Annotated in this window: 22 protein-coding genes and 1 tRNA gene; 1 reads left to right on the top strand and 22 read right to left on the bottom strand. The window is 44.5% G+C overall.

The genetic code is table 11. The features are described from left to right. Positions 1-14 precede the first annotated feature (14 nt). Genes BXO88_RS12045 through BXO88_RS16565 form a run of 3 tightly spaced genes read right to left on the bottom strand, consistent with a single transcriptional unit; the run spans position 15 to position 2,255 of the window. A complete protein-coding gene (locus BXO88_RS12045) occupies positions 15-833 on the bottom strand; it encodes a hypothetical protein (RefSeq protein ID WP_078037975.1) in 819 nt (272 codons plus the stop codon). After that, positions 799-2,100, bottom strand: a complete 1,302-nt coding sequence (locus BXO88_RS12040; protein ID WP_078037974.1) for a tetratricopeptide repeat protein — start codon at positions 2,098-2,100, stop codon at positions 799-801. The genes BXO88_RS12045 and BXO88_RS12040 overlap by 35 nt, the downstream gene beginning before the upstream one ends. Further along, entirely contained in the window at positions 2,100-2,255 is a 156-nt protein-coding gene (locus BXO88_RS16565) for a hypothetical protein (protein ID WP_168171696.1), read from the bottom strand. Before BXO88_RS16565 ends, BXO88_RS12040 begins: the two co-directional genes overlap by 1 nt. A gap of 250 nt (positions 2,256-2,505) precedes the next feature. On the opposite strand from BXO88_RS16565, the gene BXO88_RS12035 reads away from it, so the two are divergent. Further along, complete coding sequence (locus tag BXO88_RS12035) at positions 2,506-3,006, top strand: COG2426 family protein (protein WP_078037973.1); 501 nt, start codon at positions 2,506-2,508, stop codon at positions 3,004-3,006. Between the two features lie 146 nt (positions 3,007-3,152). Here the strand turns inward: BXO88_RS12035 and BXO88_RS12030 are convergent. The 19 genes from BXO88_RS12030 to BXO88_RS11940 form a co-directional block, all read right to left on the bottom strand. Next, a tRNA-Leu gene (locus BXO88_RS12030) sits at positions 3,153-3,235 on the bottom strand. Positions 3,236-3,381: 146 nt separating this feature from the next. Beyond that, the gene (gene rplT, locus BXO88_RS12025) at positions 3,382-3,738 is read right to left on the bottom strand and encodes a 50S ribosomal protein L20 (protein WP_036610594.1); all 357 of its coding nucleotides are present in this window, start codon (positions 3,736-3,738) and stop codon (positions 3,382-3,384) included. A 28-nt stretch (positions 3,739-3,766) separates the two neighbouring features. Next, positions 3,767-3,970, bottom strand: coding sequence for a 50S ribosomal protein L35 (rpmI, locus tag BXO88_RS12020; protein ID WP_078037972.1), 204 nt, complete (start codon positions 3,968-3,970; stop codon positions 3,767-3,769). A gap of 17 nt (positions 3,971-3,987) precedes the next feature. Then, positions 3,988-4,509, bottom strand: coding sequence for a translation initiation factor IF-3 (infC, locus tag BXO88_RS12015; RefSeq protein WP_036610588.1), 522 nt, complete (start codon positions 4,507-4,509; stop codon positions 3,988-3,990). A gap of 279 nt (positions 4,510-4,788) precedes the next feature. After that, entirely contained in the window at positions 4,789-5,397 is a 609-nt protein-coding gene (gene yihA / locus BXO88_RS12010) for a ribosome biogenesis GTP-binding protein YihA/YsxC (protein WP_078037971.1), read from the bottom strand. A 48-nt stretch (positions 5,398-5,445) separates the two neighbouring features. Continuing rightward, positions 5,446-6,750 (bottom strand): ATP-dependent Clp protease ATP-binding subunit ClpX, encoded by a 1,305-nt coding sequence (gene clpX, locus BXO88_RS12005; RefSeq protein WP_078037970.1) that lies wholly within the window; start codon positions 6,748-6,750, stop codon positions 5,446-5,448. Positions 6,751-6,789: 39 nt separating this feature from the next. Then, complete coding sequence (gene clpP, locus BXO88_RS12000; protein WP_078037969.1) at positions 6,790-7,410, bottom strand: ATP-dependent Clp endopeptidase proteolytic subunit ClpP; 621 nt, start codon at positions 7,408-7,410, stop codon at positions 6,790-6,792. Between the two features lie 238 nt (positions 7,411-7,648). Next, positions 7,649-8,989, bottom strand: a complete 1,341-nt coding sequence (gene tig, locus BXO88_RS11995; RefSeq protein WP_078037968.1) for a trigger factor — start codon at positions 8,987-8,989, stop codon at positions 7,649-7,651. A gap of 174 nt (positions 8,990-9,163) precedes the next feature. Continuing rightward, positions 9,164-9,643, bottom strand: a complete 480-nt coding sequence (locus BXO88_RS11990) for a CYTH domain-containing protein (protein WP_078038001.1) — start codon at positions 9,641-9,643, stop codon at positions 9,164-9,166. A 190-nt stretch (positions 9,644-9,833) separates the two neighbouring features. Further along, entirely contained in the window at positions 9,834-10,952 is a 1,119-nt protein-coding gene (rpsA, locus tag BXO88_RS11985) for a 30S ribosomal protein S1 (RefSeq protein ID WP_078037967.1), read from the bottom strand. After that, positions 10,933-11,805, bottom strand: a complete 873-nt coding sequence (gene ispH, locus BXO88_RS11980) for a 4-hydroxy-3-methylbut-2-enyl diphosphate reductase (protein WP_078037966.1) — start codon at positions 11,803-11,805, stop codon at positions 10,933-10,935. Before ispH ends, rpsA begins: the two co-directional genes overlap by 20 nt. Positions 11,806-11,831: 26 nt before the next feature. Next, positions 11,832-12,497 (bottom strand): (d)CMP kinase, encoded by a 666-nt coding sequence (gene cmk, locus BXO88_RS11975; RefSeq protein WP_078037965.1) that lies wholly within the window; start codon positions 12,495-12,497, stop codon positions 11,832-11,834. A gap of 240 nt (positions 12,498-12,737) precedes the next feature. Next, positions 12,738-14,009: an NAD(P)/FAD-dependent oxidoreductase gene (locus BXO88_RS11970; RefSeq protein WP_256363676.1), complete on the bottom strand. Its 1,272-nt coding sequence runs from the start codon at positions 14,007-14,009 to the stop codon at positions 12,738-12,740. Between the two features lie 174 nt (positions 14,010-14,183). Beyond that, positions 14,184-15,509 (bottom strand): aspartate kinase, encoded by a 1,326-nt coding sequence (locus BXO88_RS11965; RefSeq protein ID WP_078037964.1) that lies wholly within the window; start codon positions 15,507-15,509, stop codon positions 14,184-14,186. A gap of 193 nt (positions 15,510-15,702) precedes the next feature. Then, a complete protein-coding gene (locus tag BXO88_RS11960) occupies positions 15,703-17,064 on the bottom strand; it encodes an ABC transporter permease (protein WP_078037963.1) in 1,362 nt (453 codons plus the stop codon). Further along, positions 17,051-19,123, bottom strand: coding sequence for a COG1361 S-layer family protein (locus BXO88_RS11955; protein WP_168171695.1), 2,073 nt, complete (start codon positions 19,121-19,123; stop codon positions 17,051-17,053). The genes BXO88_RS11960 and BXO88_RS11955 overlap by 14 nt, the downstream gene beginning before the upstream one ends. An 84-nt stretch (positions 19,124-19,207) precedes the next feature. Continuing rightward, positions 19,208-19,966 carry an ABC transporter ATP-binding protein gene (locus tag BXO88_RS11950; RefSeq protein WP_078037961.1) on the bottom strand — a complete coding sequence of 253 codons (759 nt, stop codon included), beginning with the start codon at positions 19,964-19,966 and terminating at the stop codon, positions 19,208-19,210. Positions 19,967-20,213: 247 nt separating this feature from the next. After that, complete coding sequence (gene serS / locus BXO88_RS11945) at positions 20,214-21,527, bottom strand: serine--tRNA ligase (protein ID WP_078037960.1); 1,314 nt, start codon at positions 21,525-21,527, stop codon at positions 20,214-20,216. Between the two features lie 105 nt (positions 21,528-21,632). Further along, positions 21,633-22,496 carry a pyridoxamine kinase gene (locus tag BXO88_RS11940; RefSeq protein WP_078037959.1) on the bottom strand — a complete coding sequence of 288 codons (864 nt, stop codon included), beginning with the start codon at positions 22,494-22,496 and terminating at the stop codon, positions 21,633-21,635. Positions 22,497-22,500 lie beyond the last annotated feature (4 nt).

Here is a 22,500-nt window from a genome sequence, read left to right as displayed (position 1 = left end):
ATATGCCATGCCTTTCATTTATCTTTCTTTCGAATGCTCAGTATGTCGAGTCCGTCATCATAGTCATCTTCCAGATCTTCATCCAGCCAGCCGCCTTTAGGTGTGGGATCTGTATTCTGGTTCCTGTTCATGTAGGATCTTCTGTCTATAGGATAGTCCAGCCAGCCGCCCTTAGGTTCATCGGAACGGTAGGTATCGTTGCGTATCGGAGTGTAGCGGATATCCGGACTGTCGTAATCATCCAGCTCCTCTTCTCTTCCTCCGCGCTTCACTATGGTATGGAATTTAGGCTTTACCGTTTCCCAGGTGTTCCGCTTGTCATCATATATACGGATCTTTCCGCCGGTCTCCTTGTAATATTCCGATTCATCCTCGTCTATATCCAGGATATCGCTGTCATTTTCCTGCATGCGGAGCAGCTTATCCAGCTTCGCGGCATAGAACAGACTTTTACGGTGGGCAAGATCGTACTTTGCGTTGTATCTGACATAGGCAAGGAAAAGCATGATGACCATGCCTATGAGGTAGATATAAAGTATGGACTGAAGTGATTCCATGATAAACGGTATGTTCAGCTGCAAAAGAACCTCTTCGAGGTTTATGATGGTGAGAACTATCGCTATCAGTATGAAACACAAAGTATAGTAAATGGCAGAGGTAAGGAGTCTTCTGGATATATAATCCCCTTTGAAATGTCTGCTTGTTTCAAGTATCTCCTTGCCTTCTTTTCTTTCATATATGGAAAGCTGCGTCATCAGCCGGATTTTCTCAGCATTTAGCATGTCATTTACCTCAATATCAATATCCGCGTATGCTTCTTGCTCTTTCTGCATAAGGTGACTCAGGATATGAGCCTATGATCTTGTCAAATAGTGTATTGGCATCTTCTGAACGTCCCATGGACTGGTATAGTCTCGCAAGAAGGAACATGTTCTCCGGTTCTTCACGTATGGTGACACTGAGAAGATACAATTCAGCAGCATTCTGCTGGTTTCCACCATTCCATGCGTTTGTGGCATTATCGGAAAGCTGCTGGTAAACCGAGCTTTCCATGATGTGCTTGATGTTCTGATACTGGGACATCAGATTCTCATCCGATATCTGTGATGCATCAAGTCCTGTATAGAGCTGTGCCGCAAGCACTATATCGCCGCTTTCATAAGCCTGATTGATCTGTGTGAGTGCACGGTACTGCCCCATGAAAGATTCATTGGCATTCTGGAACTGCTGAATCTGAATGGCTGCTTCCTGATACTGCTTCTCCAGTTCATCACACTTCTCCTCCAGATCAGTGATCCTTCCGTTTGCGATGGAAAGCTTATCTGTATAGGAAATGACTTCCTGATTGTTATTCGCATTGAGAGCTCTGGTCTTTGCGGGAAGTATCAGCAGGTTGAATGTGAAAAGGGCAAGTACTACACCTATGAGGATGTATACAACTACCATCCATGGTGAAACTTCCTTTACCTCCTGTGGTATGAGCACATCGTCATCGGTCATCTTACGATGAGAGAAAGCGTTCTTCAGCTTGCTCTGCTCTACTTCCTTACGGCCTGTGTTCTGTTTTACTTCATCCATAAGGACAAGTGCCTTAGGATTGTTTCTGTCTATCTTTAAAACCTTGTAGAGACTGCGTCCTGCCTTTACCCAGTTTTCACGCTTCATATAAAGAAGGGCGAGAAGGATGTGTGCCTTTACATAATTCGGACTGTCCTGAATAACCTGATTGAGCTGCATTATAGCCAGATCCTCGTTGTTGGTCTGGGCATATAACAGAGCCTGATTATATCTTTTTACGTTGTCGGTACATATACGGAGTATGGCGGGTTTGCGCTGAACCTCTCCGAGATATTCATCGGCAATGTTTCCATTAGGATTCAGGTTGTTGCTTATGATCCACTGAACCAGTGCATCGGCGGTCTCGCCGCATTCAAAAAATATGAGCCCCAGAAGGTTTCTGGCATCTATCTGATATTTATTATAATGCAGTGATTTTTTGAGCAGCTCTGCTGCACCGCTCAGATCACGCAGTCTGGCTCTTTCGAGACCGAGATTGTAGTAGCAGTTCGCTATACGATCAAGAGTTATATCGTATTTCATTAGTCGTTATCCTTCTTCGTTTCGATAGCATCTTCTATAAGTTTAGTCATGATATCATTCATGTCTGTAAGATCCATCTTGACGATGGCTTCTTCTATCTGCTCTACATCGAGGCTCTTTTTAAAACGCTTTATTTCTTCTTCGTAGTTTATCATTATAATTCTTTCTTTTTTAAGCTTTATTACAGCTTCATATATTATGATGATGCTGTTCTTGACACAAATTGATGTTTCAATTAGAATCTGCAAAGTACTACATATAAGTACACTTTCAGATATTAAGTCATCTATTAAGTTTAGCACATCTTATTTTTGCATTCAAGGAAGTTGACCTTGACAGTAAGAGGCAGTAATAAAAACTTAAGCATTGTATATGAATGGCGTAGACCATTGACAGGAGGATAAATTGGAAGGTTTAGTGAATTTATTGACTGAGAATATGAGGGGCGTTCTTTCCAGGGAATCGGTGGTATTTATCATTTCCATGATGCCGATACTTGAACTTCGAGGAGGACTTCTTGCAGCGTCACTTCTGGATGTTGCCTATCTGAAGGCGTTGGGGATATGCATAGTAGGTAATCTTCTTCCGATACCTTTTGTGCTTTTGTTTATTGAGAGGATCATCCTGTTTCTGGAAAAATTCGGACCGACAAAAAAGATCGCCATGCTGCTGAGGAGAAAGGTTGAAAAGAAACAGGCTTCCATAGAGAAATACGATTTTTGGGGACTTACACTTTTTGTGGGCATTCCTCTTCCGGGAACCGGCGCTTGGACAGGTTCACTGGTGGCAGGACTTCTCCATATACCTCTTAAAAAATCTGTTCCCGCCATACTTACAGGTATACTGATGGCATCATTTATCATGTCTATAGTATCCTATGGGGTTCTGGGAAATATCGTAGGCTGAATTATAAAGAACATGCCCGCACCTTTTGGTGCGGGCTTTTTGATGTCATAATCTTTGGTTGGCTAAAGCTCAGTGGAAACTATACTTATCTTCGATTCTACATTAGGGAAACAAAAAAAGCACCGGTATACCGATGCTTCATACAATGCGGAGAAAGGGATTTGAACCCTCAAGAGTGTTACCTCACACGGACCTGAACCGTGCGCGTCTGCCGTTCCGCCACCTCCGCGAACTTCTAAATATTAGCATATAGAAACACCTCAGTCAACCTTAAATTTAAGAGTATGCTCCTTTTACACATGAAGACGTTACACGATCCACTGACAAAAAAAGAACCCGATGCATAAACACCGGGTTCTTTACTGCAATTTAAAATTACTTGTTAAGCTGAGCCTTTGCTGTCTCTGCAAGCTTTGCGAATCCCTCTGGATCAGCGATAGCTACCTCAGAAAGCATCTTACGGTTCATGTCAACACCAGCTGACTTGAGACCGAACATGAACTTGCTGTATGAAAGACCGTTAAGTCTTGCAGCAGCGTTGATACGAGCGATCCAGAGCTGTCTGAACTGTCTCTTTCTCTCCTTACGTCCTCTGTAAGACTCTGTGAGAGCTCTCATTACGCTCTGCTTAGCTACTCTATAGTGCTTTGAACGAGATCCTCTGTAGCCCTTTGCCAGCTTGAGTACTCTATTATGCTTCTTCTTAGCGTTTAATCCGCCCTTAATTCTCATTTTAATTTCCTCCTCTAAGGCCTACAAATTAAAGATATGGAAGAATCTTCTTCATTGTCTTTACGTTTGTTGCATCAACTACAGTATCCTTGCGAAGACCTCTCTTACGCTTAGTTGTCTTCTTTGTAAGGATGTGGGACTTATAAGCCTTGTTTCTTACGAGCTTACCAGTTCCGGTAACCTTAAAGCGCTTAGCAGCGGCTTTCTTTGTCTTAAGCTTTAACTGTGCCATATTAGCCTCCTGTGAATTTACTTTTTAGGGCTTATAACAATCGCCATATTTCTGCCTTCGATCTTTGCAGGCTTGTCAAGAACAGCAATGTCCTTTAACTTCTCTGCAAACTCATCAAGAATGTACTTGGACTGATTCATACGTGACATCTCACGACCTCTGAATCTGAGAGCAACCTTGACCTTGTTGCCCTTCTCAAGGAATTTTCTTGCAGCACCTAACTTTGTGTTGAGGTCGTTGGTATCGATGTTCGGTGTCATACGAATCTCTTTGATCTCAGTTACATGCTGGTTCTTCTTGGCTTCTTTTTCCTTGCGCATCATCTCGTAGCGATACTTACCGAAGTCAGCGATCTTGACAACTGGTGGTGTTGCGTTAGCAGCGATCTTGATAAGGTCAAGGTCTGCTTCCTTAGCCATCATATAAGCGTCCTTGGAGGACATAACACCTAACTGGTCTCCGTTTGCTCCAATTACTCTTACCTCTTTGTCTCTGATCTGCTCGTTTATCTCGATGTCTGCGTTTTTCTTAATAGCCATAAACTCCTCTCCATAGTAAATCTATATATACAAAAATATGGTGGATTGTAAGCCAAATCCACCATAATGAATATACACGAAGTAATAATCAAATATGAACCCGGGTCAGTATCGTACTGCCGAGGTGAGGTGGATACCTACTTTCCTGTGTCTAAACGACTTTCAAATGATACCACCTGACTTATCATGTGTCAAGCATATTTATAAAAGTCATTAATTTACTCTTTCTATTGCTGTAAAAGCACAGCTTCCTGATGATAAAGGATGTACCGGATGCTTTTACTCCTCCGTTTTTTCCGGAGTATCGATGATGTCATCGATTATAGCATAAATGTCTGAAAGTCCCTGCTTTGTTTCGGATGAAAATGGAATCATGACACAATTTGTTGTGGCATTGAGGCACTTTCTGATGACATCTGTCTGCTTCTTTATCTGAGAACGCTTGATCTTATCAGCCTTCGTCAGAATAACGATAGGCTCAAATCCCGTAGACTGCTTCACAAAATCAAACATCTGAACATCCTGCTTAGAAGGCTCGTGTCTGATATCGACGAACTGGATGACCTCCTCTATGTCCTCGGAGGTCTGGAGATACTTGTTGATCATGCGTCCCCACTTTTCCTGCTCTACAGCTCCGGTAGCGGCATAACCGTAGCCCGGAAGGTCAACGAGGTAAAAGCGCTCGTTTATATTGTAAAAGTTAATAGTTCGTGTTTTTCCCGGAGTCGAACTGGTACGGGCATAGTTCTTTCGGTTGATGAAAGCATTGATAAATGAAGACTTACCAACGTTGGATCTTCCTGCCATAACGAACTCTGGCTTTCCTGTTGAAGGAAGTTCTGATTTGACTCCCAGTACCTGCTCAAGGTTAACTGATACTATTTTCAATGTTATCTCCTATTACTATTCTGGTGCCGATGTACGGCACCGGATATTTTATGCTGACTGGTCTTCGTCCTTGTCAAAGAACGGAGAGCCACTGTGTGAGATAGATGCATTTACAGTATCCTCATCCTTGTGTGTCACTACCGGATCACCGTTGTTGTTGACCACGTCCTCAGTGATCTCAACTACGGAGATATCAGGCTCTGACGGGATCTCATACATGATATCTGTCATCATATCTTCCATGATTGAACGGAGACCTCTGGCACCTGTTTTACGTGCTACAGCCTTCTGTGCGATGGCTGTAACAGCGTCCTCTGTGAACTCCAGATTTACGCCGTCGATCTCGAACAGCTTCTGATACTGCTTGATAAGAGCGTTCTTCGGGGTTGTGAGGATCTGCTTAAGTGTATCTACGTCGTGAGACTGTAATGTTACATCAACAGGTACTCTTCCGATGAACTCAGGGATCAGACCAAACTTAACGAGATCCTCAGGCTGAACCTCCTTGAGTACGTCGTCATAGTTCTCCTTGTTCTTTTCAACAATCTCTGCACCGAATCCGATAGAGCCTGATGCGATACGCTTTTCGATAATATGCTCAAGTCCGTCAAATGCTCCACCGCAGATGAAGAGGATGTTTGTTGTATCGATCTGGATAAGCTCCTGCTGTGGATGCTTTCTGCCGCCCTGTGGAGGCACTGATGCAACTGTACCCTCAAGGATCTTGAGGAGTGCCTGCTGTACACCCTCGCCTGATACGTCTCTTGTGATGGAGACATTCTCAGACTTTTTGGTGATCTTATCGATCTCATCGATGTAGATGATACCTATCTCTGCACGTTTGATGTCATAGTCCGCAGCCTGAATGAGCTTCAGAAGTATATTCTCTACGTCTTCACCAACGTAGCCTGCTTCTGTCAATGCTGTCGCATCGGCAATGGCAAAAGGAACACCAAGTATTTTTGCAAGAGTCTGTGCGAGATATGTCTTACCTGTACCTGTTGGTCCTACCATAAGGATGTTGGATTTCTGAACATCGATATCCTTGATCTTAGATGTAATTCTCTTGTAGTGGTTATACACTGCGACAGAAAGGACCTTCTTCGCTTCATCCTGTCCGATTACAAATTCATCAAGAAATTCCTTTATCTCCTTCGGTTTAAGAAGGCGGATATCGGATGTATCTGTGGTTGTCTCGTCAGTGCCGTTCTCTTCGTCGAGTATCTCCTGGCATAAGTCAACGCACTCGTCACAAATATAAGTGTTGTTGAGACCAGCAATTAATTTGTGAACCTGCTTGGCAGACTTTCCGCAAAAGGAGCAGCGGATCTTGTCTTCTGGTTTCATTGCCATATTTATACCTCTTTATATCCTAATATACTTGTCGCGGAATTATTTCTTACTTGCAAGGCCCTGATCACGAGACTTGAAGATATGGTCTACGATACCATACTCAAGAGCCTGCTCTGCTGTCATCCAGTGATCACGCTCTGTATCAGCCATGACCTTCTCAAAAGGCTGTCCGCAGTTTGCGGCAAGGATCTCGGCCATGTGCTTCTTTGTTCTGAGGATCCACTCTGCAGTGATCTGGATCTCTGTTGCCTGACCCTGAGCTCCGCCTGATGGCTGGTGGATCATGACTTCAGCATTAGGTAAGATCATACGCTTGCCCTTTGTTCCTCCGGCAAGAAGGAAAGCACCCATGGAAGCGGCCATACCTACACAGATGGTAGATACGTCACACTTGATGTACTGCATGGTGTCATAGATAGCCATACCGTCAGTGATGACACCTCCCGGGCTGTTGATGTAAAGGCTGATATCCTTGTCCGGATCCTCGGACTCAAGGAATAAAAGCTGAGCTACTACCAGAGAAGCTGTGTCATGATTAACCTCATCTCCGAGGAAAACGATACGCTCATTTAAAAGTCTTGAAAAAATATCATAAGAACGCTCGCCTCTGGAAGTAGACTGAATAACATAAGGAATTGTTGTAATGTCACTAAAATTCATACTATTTCATCCTCCATTGTGAATTCATTGTACTATTATCTAAAATTGAAAACAATAAAGCGGCACTTCACAAATGGGCACCGGTACATGCATAAAAGCCCGGCGAACCGCGTTGTGATCTGCATCCTGTGATCATGCAGCCATTCACAGTGTGCTTGATTTGCGACCGGGCATTATACATTAAAATCAAAAGAGCGATGCAGGTTAGTACTGCATCGCTCCGGAAATTTAAAGTTGATTAGTTCTCAGAAGTCTCTTCTTCGTCCTTCTCAGCCTTCTTTGACTTCTTCTCAGCCTTTACGAGATTAGCCTCTGAAACGAGGAAGTCTACAGTCTCCTGGAATGCAAGATCCTTCTTCATGCTCTCCTTCTGAGAATCAGTAACGTTCTTCATAAGATCAGCTACTTCCATCTTGTACTGCTCAGCGATCTTCTTGAACTCTTCGTCTACACGCTCGTCAGAAACAGTGATGTTCTCAGCCTTCATAACAGCCTCGATAACGAGAGATGTCTTGATGTTTCTAACAGCGCTGTCCTTCATCTGCTCTCTGAGCTGCTCAACAGTCTGTCCTGTGATCTTTAAGTACTGATCCATAGGGATGCCCTGCTGCTGAAGTCTCATCTGGTAGTCATATACCATGTTATCGAGCTGAGCGTCGATCATAGGCTGTGGAATCTCAACAGTAGCGTTCTCAACTACCTTTGCGATTACGCTGTTCTCGTTAGCTGTAGTAGCTGACTTCTCCTTAAGCTCCTTGAGAGACTTCTTAAGGTCCTTCTTGTACTCGTCAAGAGTATCGAACTCAGAAACCTCAGATGCGAACTCGTCATCTGCTGCAGGAACCTGCTTCTCCTTAACAACCTTGATAGTTGTCTTGAAAAGAGCTGCCTTGCCGGCGAGGTCCTTAGCACCGTACTCCTCTGGGAATGTAACATTGACATCAACAGTCTCGCCAGCCTTGTGACCGATGAGCTGATCCTCGAAACCAGGGATGAATGTACCTGAACCGATTGTAAGAGGATAATCCTCACCCTTGCCGCCTTCGAACTCCTTGCCGTCTACTGAACCAACAAAGTCGATAGTTGCGATATCGTTCTTCTTGATTGCGCGGTCAACATCGATAACGCGAGCGTTCTTCTCAAGCTCCTGCTTAAGCTTCTCGTTTACTTCCTTTGCAGAAACTGTTGTATCAGCCTTCTCAACTGTTACACCCTTGTACTCACCGAGAGTAACCTCTGGCTTTACAGCAACTGTAGCTGTGTAGATAAGGTTCTTATCTGTACCGATCTGCTCAACGCCGATCTCCGGACGAGATACGATCTCGAGACCTGACTCCTTTGCAGCTGCAGGGTATGTCTTGTCAAGGATCTCGTTAAGTGCATCCTCGAAGAATACCTGTGGTCCATACATCTTCTCGATCATTGCCTTTGGTGCTTTTCCCTTGCGGAAGCCCTGAAGATTGAAACGGCCCTTGTTCTTGTTATATGCTGTGTCAATGGCCTTTAAGAATTCAGCATTATCAACCTCTACGGTCAGCTTGGCCATATTGTTCTCAAGATTTTCAACTTTAACGCTCATTAAGAGTACCTCCAAAACTTATCGTTTCTTAATTGTTTTATATGTAACCCACAGGGGAAATGCGCATACTTCTCCCGTAAGTAAACACGTCCGAGGACAGAGTATAACACGTACTCCCTTTTATAGCAAGGATTTTTGCTTTTTGAGTAGTGTCTGTCGGGGCTGAAACTGCCTTCAGCTCTTCTTTAAGGCTGAAGGCAGTATGCCTCGGGCGAGCCTTGCGTTGCTGTATTCGCCACCTGCGGTGACATCCTTACCGAACCATTCGGGTGCTACGAAGGAGTTTTCTTCTTCTATGGAATCGAACTCCACCTCTACAAGGCTGCATCCCTGAAGCTCGCCTTCAAAGATATCAAGCTCTGCAGTGAGCTTTCCGAGAGGTACCATGTATCTGGTTTTCTTTATCACAGATCCCTCATGTTTTTTTAAGAGATTATCGTAGGAAGCCTTGTCCAAAGGAAGGTTATATTCTTCGTGGGCAAAATCCCCCTGTCCCTTGTAGGTCAGCTCATATTTTTCGAAGTCTGCACTTTTATCATGTCTTATGCGTATGGTCGGTGTGAAGTTCAGGTATGCCTGCTCTATTTCTCTGGCCTTGTATATGGAGAGGTCTCCGGGCATTTCTTTTACAAGGAATTTTCTTTCTATTTCCATTCCCATAGTGTTTCTCCTTAAATTGAATTCAGATACAGTGACACTTCGTGCACTCTCTCGTTTTATCCTCTTTACCATACTGATTATTTCCGTGAGGCATGTGACACTTCGTGCACTCTCGTTTTATCCACATCCTTTTATACCAAAAAAAGAGCCGGACATAAAGTCCGACTCTCTATAAACAGATGAATTACTCTGCGTCAGTCTCTGCTACTGCAGCGATGTCTACATCAGCAACATCAGCGTTCTCATCAGCATCCGGAAGAAGTGCCTTCATGCTGAGTGAGATCTTGTGGTTGTCGATATCGAGATCAACGATCTTTGCCTCGATATCCTGTCCAACTGTAAGAACATCAGATGGCTTGTTTACATGCTCCTTAGAGATCTGAGAAACATGAAGAAGTGCATCGATGCCCTTCTCAAGCTCTACGAATGCCCCGAAGTCAGTCATACGTGCAACTGTACCGTTTACAGTTGTACCTACAGCGAACTTAACCTCTGCATCCTTCCAAGGATTCTCATCAGGGAACTTACGTGTAAGAGCGATTCTCTCGCCGTTGATCTCCTTAACCATAGCTGTAACTTCCTGACCAGCCTTGAAGATCTTCTTAGGATTCTCGATTCTTCCCCATGACATCTCTGAGATGTGAAGAAGACCGTCAGCACCGCCGAGATCGATGAATGCACCGAAATCTGTAAGGTTCTTAACAACACCTGTACGGATATCGCCTACATTAAGCTCTGAGAAGAGCTTGTCGTGCTGCTCCTTCTTTGTAGCAGTCATAAGCTGCTTTCTGTCACCGATTACTCTGCGCTTCATCGGATTGAACTCTGTGATAACAAACTGGACATCCTGTCCCTGGTACTTGGTAAGATCTCTCTCAAATGTATCTGAAACAAGTGATGCAGGAATAAATACTCTAGCGCCGTTGACCTCAACGTTGAGACCACCCTTAACAACCTGTACAACCTTTCCTGTAAGAACAGTCTGGTTCTCGAAAGCTTCCTTGAGCTCCTCAGATGCCTTGGATGCGATTGCTTCTCTGTGAGAAAGTGCAACCTGGCCTTCGCCATCGTTTACCTTCTTTACCTTGCACTCAATTTCGTCGCCGACATTGACTACTGTGGTGAGGTCTAATGTATTGTCTGCGCTGTAATCGCTTCTTGTCATAATACCATCTGACTTGTACCCAATGTTGAGTGCAATCTCGTCTGGCTTAACACTAATAACCTTACCAGTAACAATCTCCCCTGCATGAATAGATTTTAATGATGCGTCAAGCATCTGTTCAAAACTCATTTCTGACATAATTTTGAACCTCCTCAATAATTTCTTTCGGGGTGCTTGCCCCAGCCGTAATACCTACGTTTTGAATCGCGCCATCGTAACTAAAGTTAAGATCGTGAACCGTCTGTATCAACTGGGTAACTGGACACTGGTCTTTGCAAATCTCATATAACTTTTTCGTGTTGGATGAACTGCTTCCTCCAATAACAATCATGGCATCGGAGCGTCTTGCCAACTCCTTTGCTTCCGACTGCCTCTCGAAAGTCGCGTTACAAATCGTATTAATAGCATTAACATCATAAAACTTTTTTTTCAAAATTTCAATGATTTGTTTAAATTTGTCTGCATTGAATGTGGTTTGTGAGAGAACCACGATTTTTTCGCCTTCTCCATTAGGAAGCTTTTCTGCAGACTCTATGTCGGGGATGGCTGAAATACTGCCTTCCGCCCATCCCATGATGCCTATCACCTCAGGATGTTCAGGATTGCCGACTATAAAAACTTTTTCTTTTTCTGAGCTGTGTTTGTTGGCAAGCTTCTGTATCTTCTGAACGAAGGGACAGGATGCGTCTACGATCTCTATACAGCGTTCCTTCAGGATGCTGTAGACCGATCTCGGAACTCCGTGTGCCCTTATGATGACTATACCGTCTTTAAGTGACCTGAGGTCATCCTCATCATTAAGGATCTCAACACCGAAGGAGCTTATCTTGTCAACAACTGTTTCGTTGTGAACTATGGGACCGTAGGTGTATATCTGCTTACGTTCCTTCTCGGGCTTTTGTAATTCCCTGTCGATGATTTCATAAACCGTATCCACCGCTCTCTGCACGCCAAAGCAGAATCCGGCGGTCTTTGCTAATGTTACATTCATTTATCTGTGATTCCTTCTGACTGATTTTATCTGTGCATGGCGATATCAAGAATAGCATCTATGGTCTCATCGATGGTAAGGTCTGAACTGTCAACCAGAACGGCATCGGGAACCTGTACAAGAGGTGAGTTTTCTCTGTGCATATCTCTGTAGTCGCGCTCTTCTATCTCCTTCTCGACTTCCTTTATATCGCAGGACTCACCCTTTTCTCTTAATTCGTTGGCTCGTCTTCTGGCACGCTCTTTAACTGAGGCTGTGAGATAGATTTTTGTATCCGCATTTGGAAGGACCTTTGAGCCAATGTCTCTGCCGTCCATGACTACTGAAGTGGTGGACGCAAGCTTCTGCTGAAGGCTCACGAGCTTGTCACGTACAGGCTGGTACTGGGAAACGGTTGATGCGGCTTCTCCAACCTCCTGAGTACGGATCTTTGTGCTCACATTCTCTCCGTTCAGGAAAACCTGCTGAACTCCTTCGTCATCATAGGCGATGGAAATATCTATATCCTTTATCTTCTCAACAACTGCGTCCTCATCAGTGATGGAAATACCGTTCAAAAGGCAGTAAAGACCTACTGTGCGGTACATGGCACCGGTGTCTATATATACATATCCAAGCTCCTTGGAAACTGCCTTTGCTATGGTTGATTTTCCGGCACCTGCAGGGCCGTCGATTGCTATGCTGTATGGCATAATAAATGACCTCTTTCTATATAAAAGTGATTCCGGGTAAAAGCCCGGATCTGATGATGAATCAGAGCTTTTCTGAAACCATGAACAAATGGTGCTTCGAAAGCATACGTAAAAATCTCGTCAAAAGTCCATGGCAGTATAAGTCTTATCACAAATGTTCTTTGAAATCCACATTCAAAAACTTTAATCTTTTTTATCCCCATCATTACAGGTATGTGGGCAATGCTTACATAGAGCACATCACTGCCGGATGGTGGCTGCGGAGTATCCTGCGAGATGTCCGGTAGAGAATGCCATCTGCATGTTGAAACCGCCTGTGTATCCGTCAACATCGAGAACCTCGCCGGCGAAATAAAGACCGGAGATCTTTTTTGATTCCATGGTCTTTGGACTTATGTCCTTTACGGAAACTCCGCCCTGAGTCACGATGGCTTCCTTGAAGCTGCCTGTGCCGCTCAATGTGAAATCAAAGTTACGTATGAGATTCAGAATCTGCTTTCTTGAGTTCTTGTCTACCTCAGTAACCTTTTTGTTAATGTCTACCCCTCTCTTTGCGAGCCTATCCACGAAAACAGGGATAAGCTGGGATGGAAGCAGGTTTGAGAAGGCATTTCTCAGCTCCTTATTTCTGAACTCCTGGAAATCCCTGAGGATTCTTTCGTCAAGCTGAGAGTCCGGAAGAGCAGGCTTCAGGTCTATATGTACTGTCAGGATCTTCCGCTTACTGTGGTCGGAAGCATTGAGAAATCTGGTAATGATGGCTGAGGCTGAAATGATAACAGGTCCTCTCAGACCCTCCTGTATGAAATCAAGCTCTCCGAAATCCCTGTAATAGCTCTTTCCGTCCTCATCAGTGATATCAATGCTTATATTCCTGAGACTGAGGCCCTTAAGCTTAAAAATGTCAGGCTCATGAACATTGAGACAGACAAGGGAAGGATAGGTTTCCGTAACGTTCATTCCCGCATCCTTCGCAAATCTGTAGCCGTCTCCTGTGGAGCCTGTGGACGGGTAGGCGAGACCACCGGTACAGACTATGATACGGTCTGCAGGGTATCTTCCGTGAGAGGTCTCGACACCGCGTACTTTTTCGTTCTGGATCACGAGACGCTTCACTTCAGTCTTATAATGTATCTCTACCTGAAGCTTCTTCAGGTAATGCTTTAATGCATCGGTGATGCTGTAGGCATGATCAGACACAGGGAAAACTCTGTCGCCTCGTTCTGTTTTTGTGCGGCAGCCGTTCTGCTCCAGCATGTCTATGAGATCCTGATTTGTGAAATCATAAAGAGCGGAATAAAGAAATCTCGGATTGGTAACATAGCTTTTGAAAAAATCCTCTATGCTCTGGGCATTGGTCATATTTCCTCTGCCCTTTCCTGTTATGAATATCTTTTTTCCGAGCTTATCGTTTTTTTCTAAAAGATGCACTTCGGCATCAGGGTTCGTTTCCTTTGCGGATATGGCAGCCAGCATACCTGCTGCACCACCGCCGATTACATATATCTTCAAGGGATACCTTTCTATAAAAAGTGTAGTGTTTAAGATGTCGATACCGTTCCGCTTCGGATCTTTACATTCGTATCAGCATCAAGAGTGCCATTCTAACATGTGAGGTATGTCTTGTAAATCGGAGCATTAAAAAGTACCCGGGTTTTAAAGCCCGGGTACAGCATGTTCATAAATTTATTTTATCGGAGCACTTAAAACAAACATATTATATATTGCTTTAATTGCTTTTTCAAAGTCTTCATTTCTTACACCGATGATGATGTTATACTCGCTGGAGCCCTGATCGATCATCTTAATGTTTATATACTCATGTGCAAGTGCTGAGAAGATCCTTCCGGCAACACCTCTTGATGACTTCATGCCACGACCTACTACGGCAACGAGGGCGATGTCTGATTCAAGCTCGATGAGATCAGGATTAACCGCACGCTGAATTCCGTTCAGAACTTTCTGCTCACAGCACTCCAGCTCTTCCTGATGTATAACGAGGGTCATGGTATCGATACCTGAAGGAAGGTGCTCGAAGGAAATATGATTATCCTCGAGAACTGTAAGTACCTTACGTCCGAAACCGATCTCTGCATTCATCATCGCCTTTTCGATATTGAGTGCACAGAAGTCCTTCTTGCCGCTGACACCGGTGATGACGAAACGAGGCTTCTTTAATGTATCCTGTACTATAAGTGTGCCATGGTCGTCAGGTCTGTTGGTGTTCTTGATCTGGATAGGAATACCTTCCTTACGGACAGGGAAGATGGCATCCTCATGAAGTACTCCTGCACCCATGTAGCTGAGCTCTCTGAGCTCACGATAGGTGATGTAGTCTATGACCTCAGGATCCTTTACGATACGAGGATCGGCAACCAGGAATCCTGAAACATCGGTCCAGTTTTCATAGAGATCCACATGCTCTGCAGCTGCGATAAGTGAACCTGTCACATCTGATCCTCCACGGCTGAAGGTTACGATATCTCCATCCTCGTTGGCACCGTAGAAACCGGGGAAAACGGCATACTCAACATCCTTGAGAGCTTCTCTGATGGCAGCTTCTGTCTTTACGTAATCGCAGCTTCTGTCACTCTTGAAAACAAAACATGAGGCTGAGTCAACGAAGGTAAAGCCGAGATATGCGGCCATGAGCTTTGCGTTCAGGAACTCTCCTCTGGATGCGGCATAGTCCTTACCTGCACCGTCCAGAAGATCATGAGCGATCTTGTCGAAATCCTCATCGAGACTGATGTCGAGACCGAGACCATCGATGATTTCCTGATAGCGGTCCTTGATCTTTGTGAGAATAGGTTTGAAGTTCTGATCAGATGATGCAGCATTGTAAAGCTGATACAGCATGTCAGTGACCTTGGTATCCTGAGAATCTCTCTTTCCCGGAGCAGAAACAACGATATAATGTCTTGATTCATCAGACAGTATGATGTTCTTTACCTTTGTGAACTGCTCTGCTGATGCACATGAACTACCACCGAACTTTGCTACTTTAACCATGATTACTCCCTCATCCAATGCAGATTTTATGTTATGGAACTTCTTTTTAACATTATTACGAATTATAGCATTTACAGATTTTTTTACAATATTTCTTATGTATCAATCTAATATATCAGGTATTCCAAATATGATCCTTTAAAATAAATAAGTGTCATAGGTCCGTACAGGACTTATGACACTCTGGGATAGTTTATTCGTTTCTTATGGCAGCCAGAGGACTCAGTTTCATTGCGCGGACTGCAGGCACATATCCGGCGACAGAGCCCACTGCTATGGCGAAGATGATGGCGAAAGCGGCGAGCCACAGAGGAATATATGAAAGGGAGCCTCCCTCGCTGTAGCCTATGAACATGGAAACAGATTCTCCGTTATCCGAGGTCAGAAAGTTGATTATAAAAGAAATCAGGTAACTGACCATAAGCCCGGCTATCCCGCCCATGAGACCTATGATACCGGATTCAAAAAGGAACATGTTTCTGATATCGGACATATCACATCCAAGGACCTTCATGACGCCGATCTCCTTTGTTCTTTCATATATGGACATCATCATGGTGTTCATGATTCCTATGGCGGCAACCAGAAGGGATACTCCGCCTATTCCGCCGAGGACCATCTGAACCATACCGAGCTGCTGTTGGGCGGATTCCAGCCACTCCATGTTGGAGTTCACGCTGAAGCCCATGTCTGCCAGCTGCTTCTGTACTTCTTTGACATTGTTCATGTCGTCCACAAAGACATAGATGGTGTCATAAACATAGTAGGTATAGGCTTTACCGTTCTTCGTGGTCCTGGGGGCAGGAACCAGAGCTTTTTTATATAGCTTACGCAAGAACTTTTTCAGTGTATCTATATCCGCGTATGCGTTGTAGCTGTTCTCTGACCAGTCATCCTTGCCGCCTGAAAGTATGCCGCTTACCGGTATGATGTACTTCTTCTGCTTTTTAACGGTATCACTTTCGGAATCGGAATTACTCCTTTTTTCCGAATAGTCGGAGGCTGGAAAAGTCAGAAAGATCGTATCCTTGTACGGATCTATCTCCATACTTTCATAGGTCTTTGTTTTATAGAATGAATTGTACAGGATCTGGTTTCCGTAGATGAGGCTCAACTCATTCTGATCCTTTTTCGGTATCTCTCCGCACTCCCTCAGCTTAAGCTGTGAAAGATAATACTGTGAAACGCCACGGATCGTGAAATCACTTTCTGCTCCGTTACACTTTGCGGAAACACTCACATCCAGCGCAGGACTTACTTCCACAACGTGGTCGAGGGCCCGGAACCTCTCGACATTGTCATCGGTGAGCTCCGTCAGCTGTTTGTTCTTTTCACTGCTGTCATTTCGCTCATAGCTTTCGTACACCCGGATCATGGTGAGTGAGCCCTCATCCTGATAGGACTTGAGCATCATCTGACTCATGCCGAGACCGAGACTGACCATGACAACTATGGATGCTGTTCCTATGACAACACCCAGTATGGTGAGAAAGGTCCTGGTCTTTCTTCTTTTCAGATTACTTAGAGCTAATTTGAATAAATCATACAGTCTCATCTATATCCTGCTCTTTAGCCTTCTTTTTCTTCTTATAAAAGATAACTCCGCCTGTCACTGCCATAACAATTAAAATGATCGCTGCCGGAAGCTTTATTTTTTCAAAAATACCGGTGCTTTCATTTTCTTCACCCTCATCCATCATGTCGAGATCGACATCCTCCATGGGCTCTGTTACGAAGAGACTGATGGTCTCATTTTGAGTGGACTGCTCACCGTTGATATCCTCATAAGTGATGATTACATCGATGGTACCGTCATCCTCAGTAGGCATAAGTCCCTGTATCATGGCGTCAACGGAGCCTGATTCTCCGGGCTTAATGTTTCCGACGTAGGTGCTTGTGCTCTGAATGGAATCAGCGGAAAAGTCCACAGTGACATTGTAAAGAGTCACCTTGCCTGTGTTGTTGATGTTGAACATGACATTGGACTCACTTCCCACATCCACGGGGTTCGGAGCGATGTCAAAGCCGGTACAGGATAAACGAGCCACCTGTTTCACCATGATATCCAGAGTGACCTTTTCTTCTGCGTTTTTGAATTCCGGAGAATCGTACTTCTCGTTAACTGTGAGAGCGTATGCCTTCGGAGTTACGCCTGCAGCAGCTATCATGGTCCAGGAAACCTCCTTTGATTCTCCGGCCTTCAGTTCATTGATAACTGTGGAGTTGGCACCGTTTTCTGTGGAGAATACGGCAGAGCTGTCTGTTTTTTCAGAGTCCAAAGTCAAAAGAATGTTGCTTGCACTGATGTCGGTACTTGCATTCTGTAATTCCACAACCAGCTTAAAAGCCTGTCCTGCATATACGGATTCAGGCTCTGTATGGTATCCGGAAACTACAAGTCGTGCCTTGGTACGGTCGTTGGCATTGAACTCTCTGGTCCTTTCGGTATCCTCGGTATCGTTCATGCCCTGATTGTTGATGTTAATATAAAAAATATGATTCTCTTTGGTAAGCAGTGTTGCCTCAGGGGTACTCTTGTAGGTCACAGTATAGCTTATAGGATAGTATCCGCTGGCAGCGTTCCTCTTTATGTTCATGGAGTAGACAGGGCTTATGGTCTGGTCAGGCTCGACCTGAGTGAAAACCTGATCATAGTTCGACTGGCTTATCTCGAATGGGAACTGCTTTGATGCAGAGGATTTTGCCAATGCTGTATTCTGCATTTCAGAGCTTCCATCGAGAGAATTCTCCATGTGTACGGTGACATCATAGAGTGTTCTGTTTGTCTGGTTTCTGAAATTTACAGAATAGTTCATAGGCTCAGGATAATTTGCACCGGGTGTGGTCTGGTTCTCTCCTACTGCAAATGCTGACTGCTTTTCTGTTGTGGCAGGATTTTTTACTTCTCCTGCGGAAAGCACAGAGATATTTACGAACTCCGCTCTGTTCAGGCTTCCGTAGGAACCTGAAGAGTTGTACGGGACATCATAAAAAATGGAAACAGGTACAGCATAGTAGCCCGGATCTATATCACTTCTTATATGAACGTTAAAGGTGATCTCCTGATACTCTCCCTTTTTCAGAGTGCCAAGCTTTTTCTCCTGAGTCATGGTAGAAGCATTGATCTCAAGGGGATAGGTACCTCCGTCTACAGGGTATGTGAGTCCGAGGGAAGCATTGTAAGCACGTGAAGCACCGGCTTGGAAACCTTCATTGTAGGCTTCTGATTCTTCTGACTCATCATCAGGGTCGTAGGGGTTCGATTTGTTGGCACTTGGAACGATACCGTTGGTGTTTACCAGATTCTGATCCTGTGAGAGACGGACTCTTACGTTGTTGATCTCATCTGTCTTTGGATTATAGAGACCGTTCACACCGTTGTAACCGATTCTGACCTTTAGTTGCATGTCCTGTCCTATTATACCTTCCGGTGTAGGATCTGAATCGTGTACGAAGGTGTTGAGATTTGTATCCACGTAGGAAGCCGCAGCAGGGGTCGGTGTAAGGGCGATGAGTGCCGTGGTGATCACTAAAAAGCTGAGACATAAATAAAGACCTGTTCTCAGTCTGTGAGAATATATATTAAAGAGATTATCTGATTTGTTTCTATTCATACTTCCTCCGAATGTCCGAAGGCTTATTCTCCGGAACATCCATTACATTAATTGTATTTAATATGTAAAGGTCAGAATGGGAAATCAGGATCCTGTGACTTCACAGAAAGGCGGTTCCCCGTTCTCCTCTTTTATCTTTATCTCTATGGGGCTGGATTCGTTTATGACAGTCTCAACTATATGACCGTCAACCACCTTTAGCTGTCTGTCAGCCCAGGAGGCGATATGCGGATCATGGGTTACCATGACCATGGTGCGCTGCTCCTCCGAGACTATACGCTTCATGAGATCGAGGACATCAGCTGTCGTGTGGGAATCAAGGTTTCCTGTGGGCTCATCCGCAAAGATGATCTGGGGATCTATGACCAGAGCTCTCGCTATACCTACACGCTGCTGCTGACCACCGGACATCTGATTGGGCATATGCATGCTCTGATCTCCTATACCTATCAGCTCCATATAGTGTTTCGCTGCCTTCATGCGTTCTTCATGCCCCACACCTCTGAACATAAGCGGCATTGCGACGTTCTCTATGGCATTCATGGACGGGATGAGATTGTAGCTCTGGAAAATGAAACCGACATTCTGGCGGCGAAATCTGACCAGCTGGGCTTCGTTCATACGATCGATACGTTTGTTCGCGATCTGGATGACACCTTTGCTTGGTGCCTCCAGCCCCGCCAGCATATTGAGACAGGTGGACTTACCTGAGCCGGAGGTTCCGACTATGGCGATAAATTCCCCTTTATAAATGTCAAAAGAGACTCCGTTAAGAGCATAGACTTTATTGGAGCCAATATTAAAGATTTTATATAAGTCCCTAACCTTAATAAGTGGTTCCAAGATATATCCTTCTTTCGTAAAAAAGTTTAATGATACGATGCTCACACTATTGTCTCATTATAGGTCAAGGAATTTAAATATACAACGAACGAATTCTTGAAGAAACTAAAGCAATTCTAAAGAAAAAAACTCCTGACACTGAATGAACAGTGTCGGGAGTTTTACATAACTGTATCCCGTTATCGACGGAAATATGCATACGAAACTTCTTTAAGCTAGACAGCCGTACAATAACGTCAATGATAACTTATTTCTTCTTGCCCTCGATTGAGTTCCACTTCGGAGTGAGGACCTTGACTCCGCCCATGTATGGCTGGAGAACCTCAGGAATGGTAACACTGCCGTCTGCCTGAAGGTGATTCTCAAGGAATGCGATAAGCATACGTGGAGGAGCAACACAGGTGTTGTTAAGAGTATGAGCAAGATGGATCTTGCCGTCCTTACCCTTGATACGGATCTTGAGACGTCTTGCCTGAGCATCTCCGAGGTTTGAACATGAACCAACCTCGAAATACTTCTTCTGACGTGGTGACCATGCCTCAACGTCACATGACTTAACCTTAAGGTCTGCAAGATCTCCTGAGCAGCACTCAAGAGTTCTTACAGGGATGTCCATGGAACGGAAGAAATCAACAGTATTCTGCCATAACTTCTCATACCAGTTCATAGACTCTTCAGGCTCACATACAACGATCATCTCCTGCTTCTCGAACTGGTGGATACGGTAAACGCCACGCTCCTCGAGACCATGAGAACCCTTCTCCTTACGGAAGCAAGGTGAATATGAGGTAAGTGTGAGTGGTAATGTATCGGCAGGAAGGATCTGATCGATGAAACGACCGATCATTGAGTGCTCTGATGTACCGATAAGGTAAAGATCCTCACCTTCGATCTTGTACATCATGGCATCCATCTCTGCGAAGGACATAACACCGTCAACTACCTTTGAACGGATCATGTATGGAGGGATGACATAAGTAAATCCTCTGTTGATCATGAAATCACGGGCATAGCTGAGTACTGCTGAGTGAAGACGTGCGATGTCACCAACAAGATAGTAGAAACCGTTTCCTGCAACACGACCTGCAGCATCCATATCAACGCCGCCGAAGGACTCCATGATATCTGTGTGGTAAGGAACCTCAAATGCAGGAACTACAGGCTCACCATAGCGCTGGTTCTCAACATTGTGAGTGTCATCCGGACCGATAGGAACAGATGGATCGATTATGTTAGGAATCACCATCATTCTCTTGGTGATCTCTTCATTGAGCTTAGGCTGTAACTCCTCAAGCTCCTTAAGTCTGTCAGAATACTGAGATACCTCAGCCTTTACCTGCTCAGCTTCTTCTTTCTTTCCCTGTGCCATAAGTGCACCGATCTGCTTTGAAACAGAATTCTTCTTTGCACGAAGATCGTCAGCCTCCTGCTGGCACTTTCTTGCTTCCGCATCGAACTTAATAACCTCGTCAACCAGTGGAAGTTTCTCATCCTGGAACTTCTTCTTGATATTCTCTTTTACAAGTTCCGGATTTTCTCTGACAAATTTAATGTCTAACATAAGATTCTCTCTCCTCCCGGAAATTTCTAAAATAAAAGTGCAAAAATGCACCTAAATACTATAGCGTTATTTCAATAGTTTTTCAAGTTGATAGAAAACCATATTTTACAGTCTGTGGAGCAGGTCCTCAAACTGAACACCTTCAACTACCGGCACCCTTTCATCATCAGAGTGTCTGATGGCTGAACCGATAAAATCCGCTGCTATCTGACATGCAGATTCCATATCGATATTCTTTATAAATTTGGCTCCTACTATGGCGCTGAAAAGATCGCCTGTACCCGGACGATTGTTTCCTGTCTTTTCGGTGCGGATAAAACGGACATCACCATCCTCTTCTGAAAGTACATTGAGAAGATAGGACCTTCCGTAAGAATCAGTCTCCTCCACTCCTGTGATGACTATAGTGCCCTTTGTTATATGGTGAAGTGCCGAGAGCAAGGCATTGAACACCATGGCTTTGGCTGAATCAAGGTTACAGCTGTCCAATGTTTCCTTCAGACCTTCGTAATCATTGTCCACAAGGCAGGCTGCCTCGGTAAGATTCGGGCATATGAGATCCGCTAGACCCGCAAGGGAGATCATGGCTTCTATGTTTTTTTCAGACATATGACGGTAAAGCCTGCCGTGATCCGCAAATACAGGATCCAGTATCACCTTCACATCCGGATTCCTTTTTTTCTGTTCCAGTATGAATTCCTCGATGATCTTCTGCTCTCTTTCATCTCCGAGGTAGCCGATGAGGATACCGTCGAATTTGAAGCCGTTTTTGTTCCATGCATCGAAATAAGCCTGCATGTTATCGCAGAAGTTCAGCTTCGCTACCTCCTGAAAGGCTGTGTGGCTGCTGAGTATAGCTGTTGGAACCGGACAGGCTGTAACACGAAGAGCAGAGACTACCGGTAACTGAATGCTTAAAGAGCTTCGCCCTACACCGCTTAGATCATTGATTATTGCTATTTTCTTCATAGGC

It is taken from the genome of Oribacterium sp. C9, from assembly GCF_002007235.1.
In the GTDB taxonomy this organism is placed as follows: Bacteria; Bacillota; Clostridia; order Lachnospirales; family Lachnospiraceae; genus Oribacterium.
Note: the sequence above shows the minus strand (reverse complement) of the source record. Positions and strands in the feature narration are given on the sequence as shown.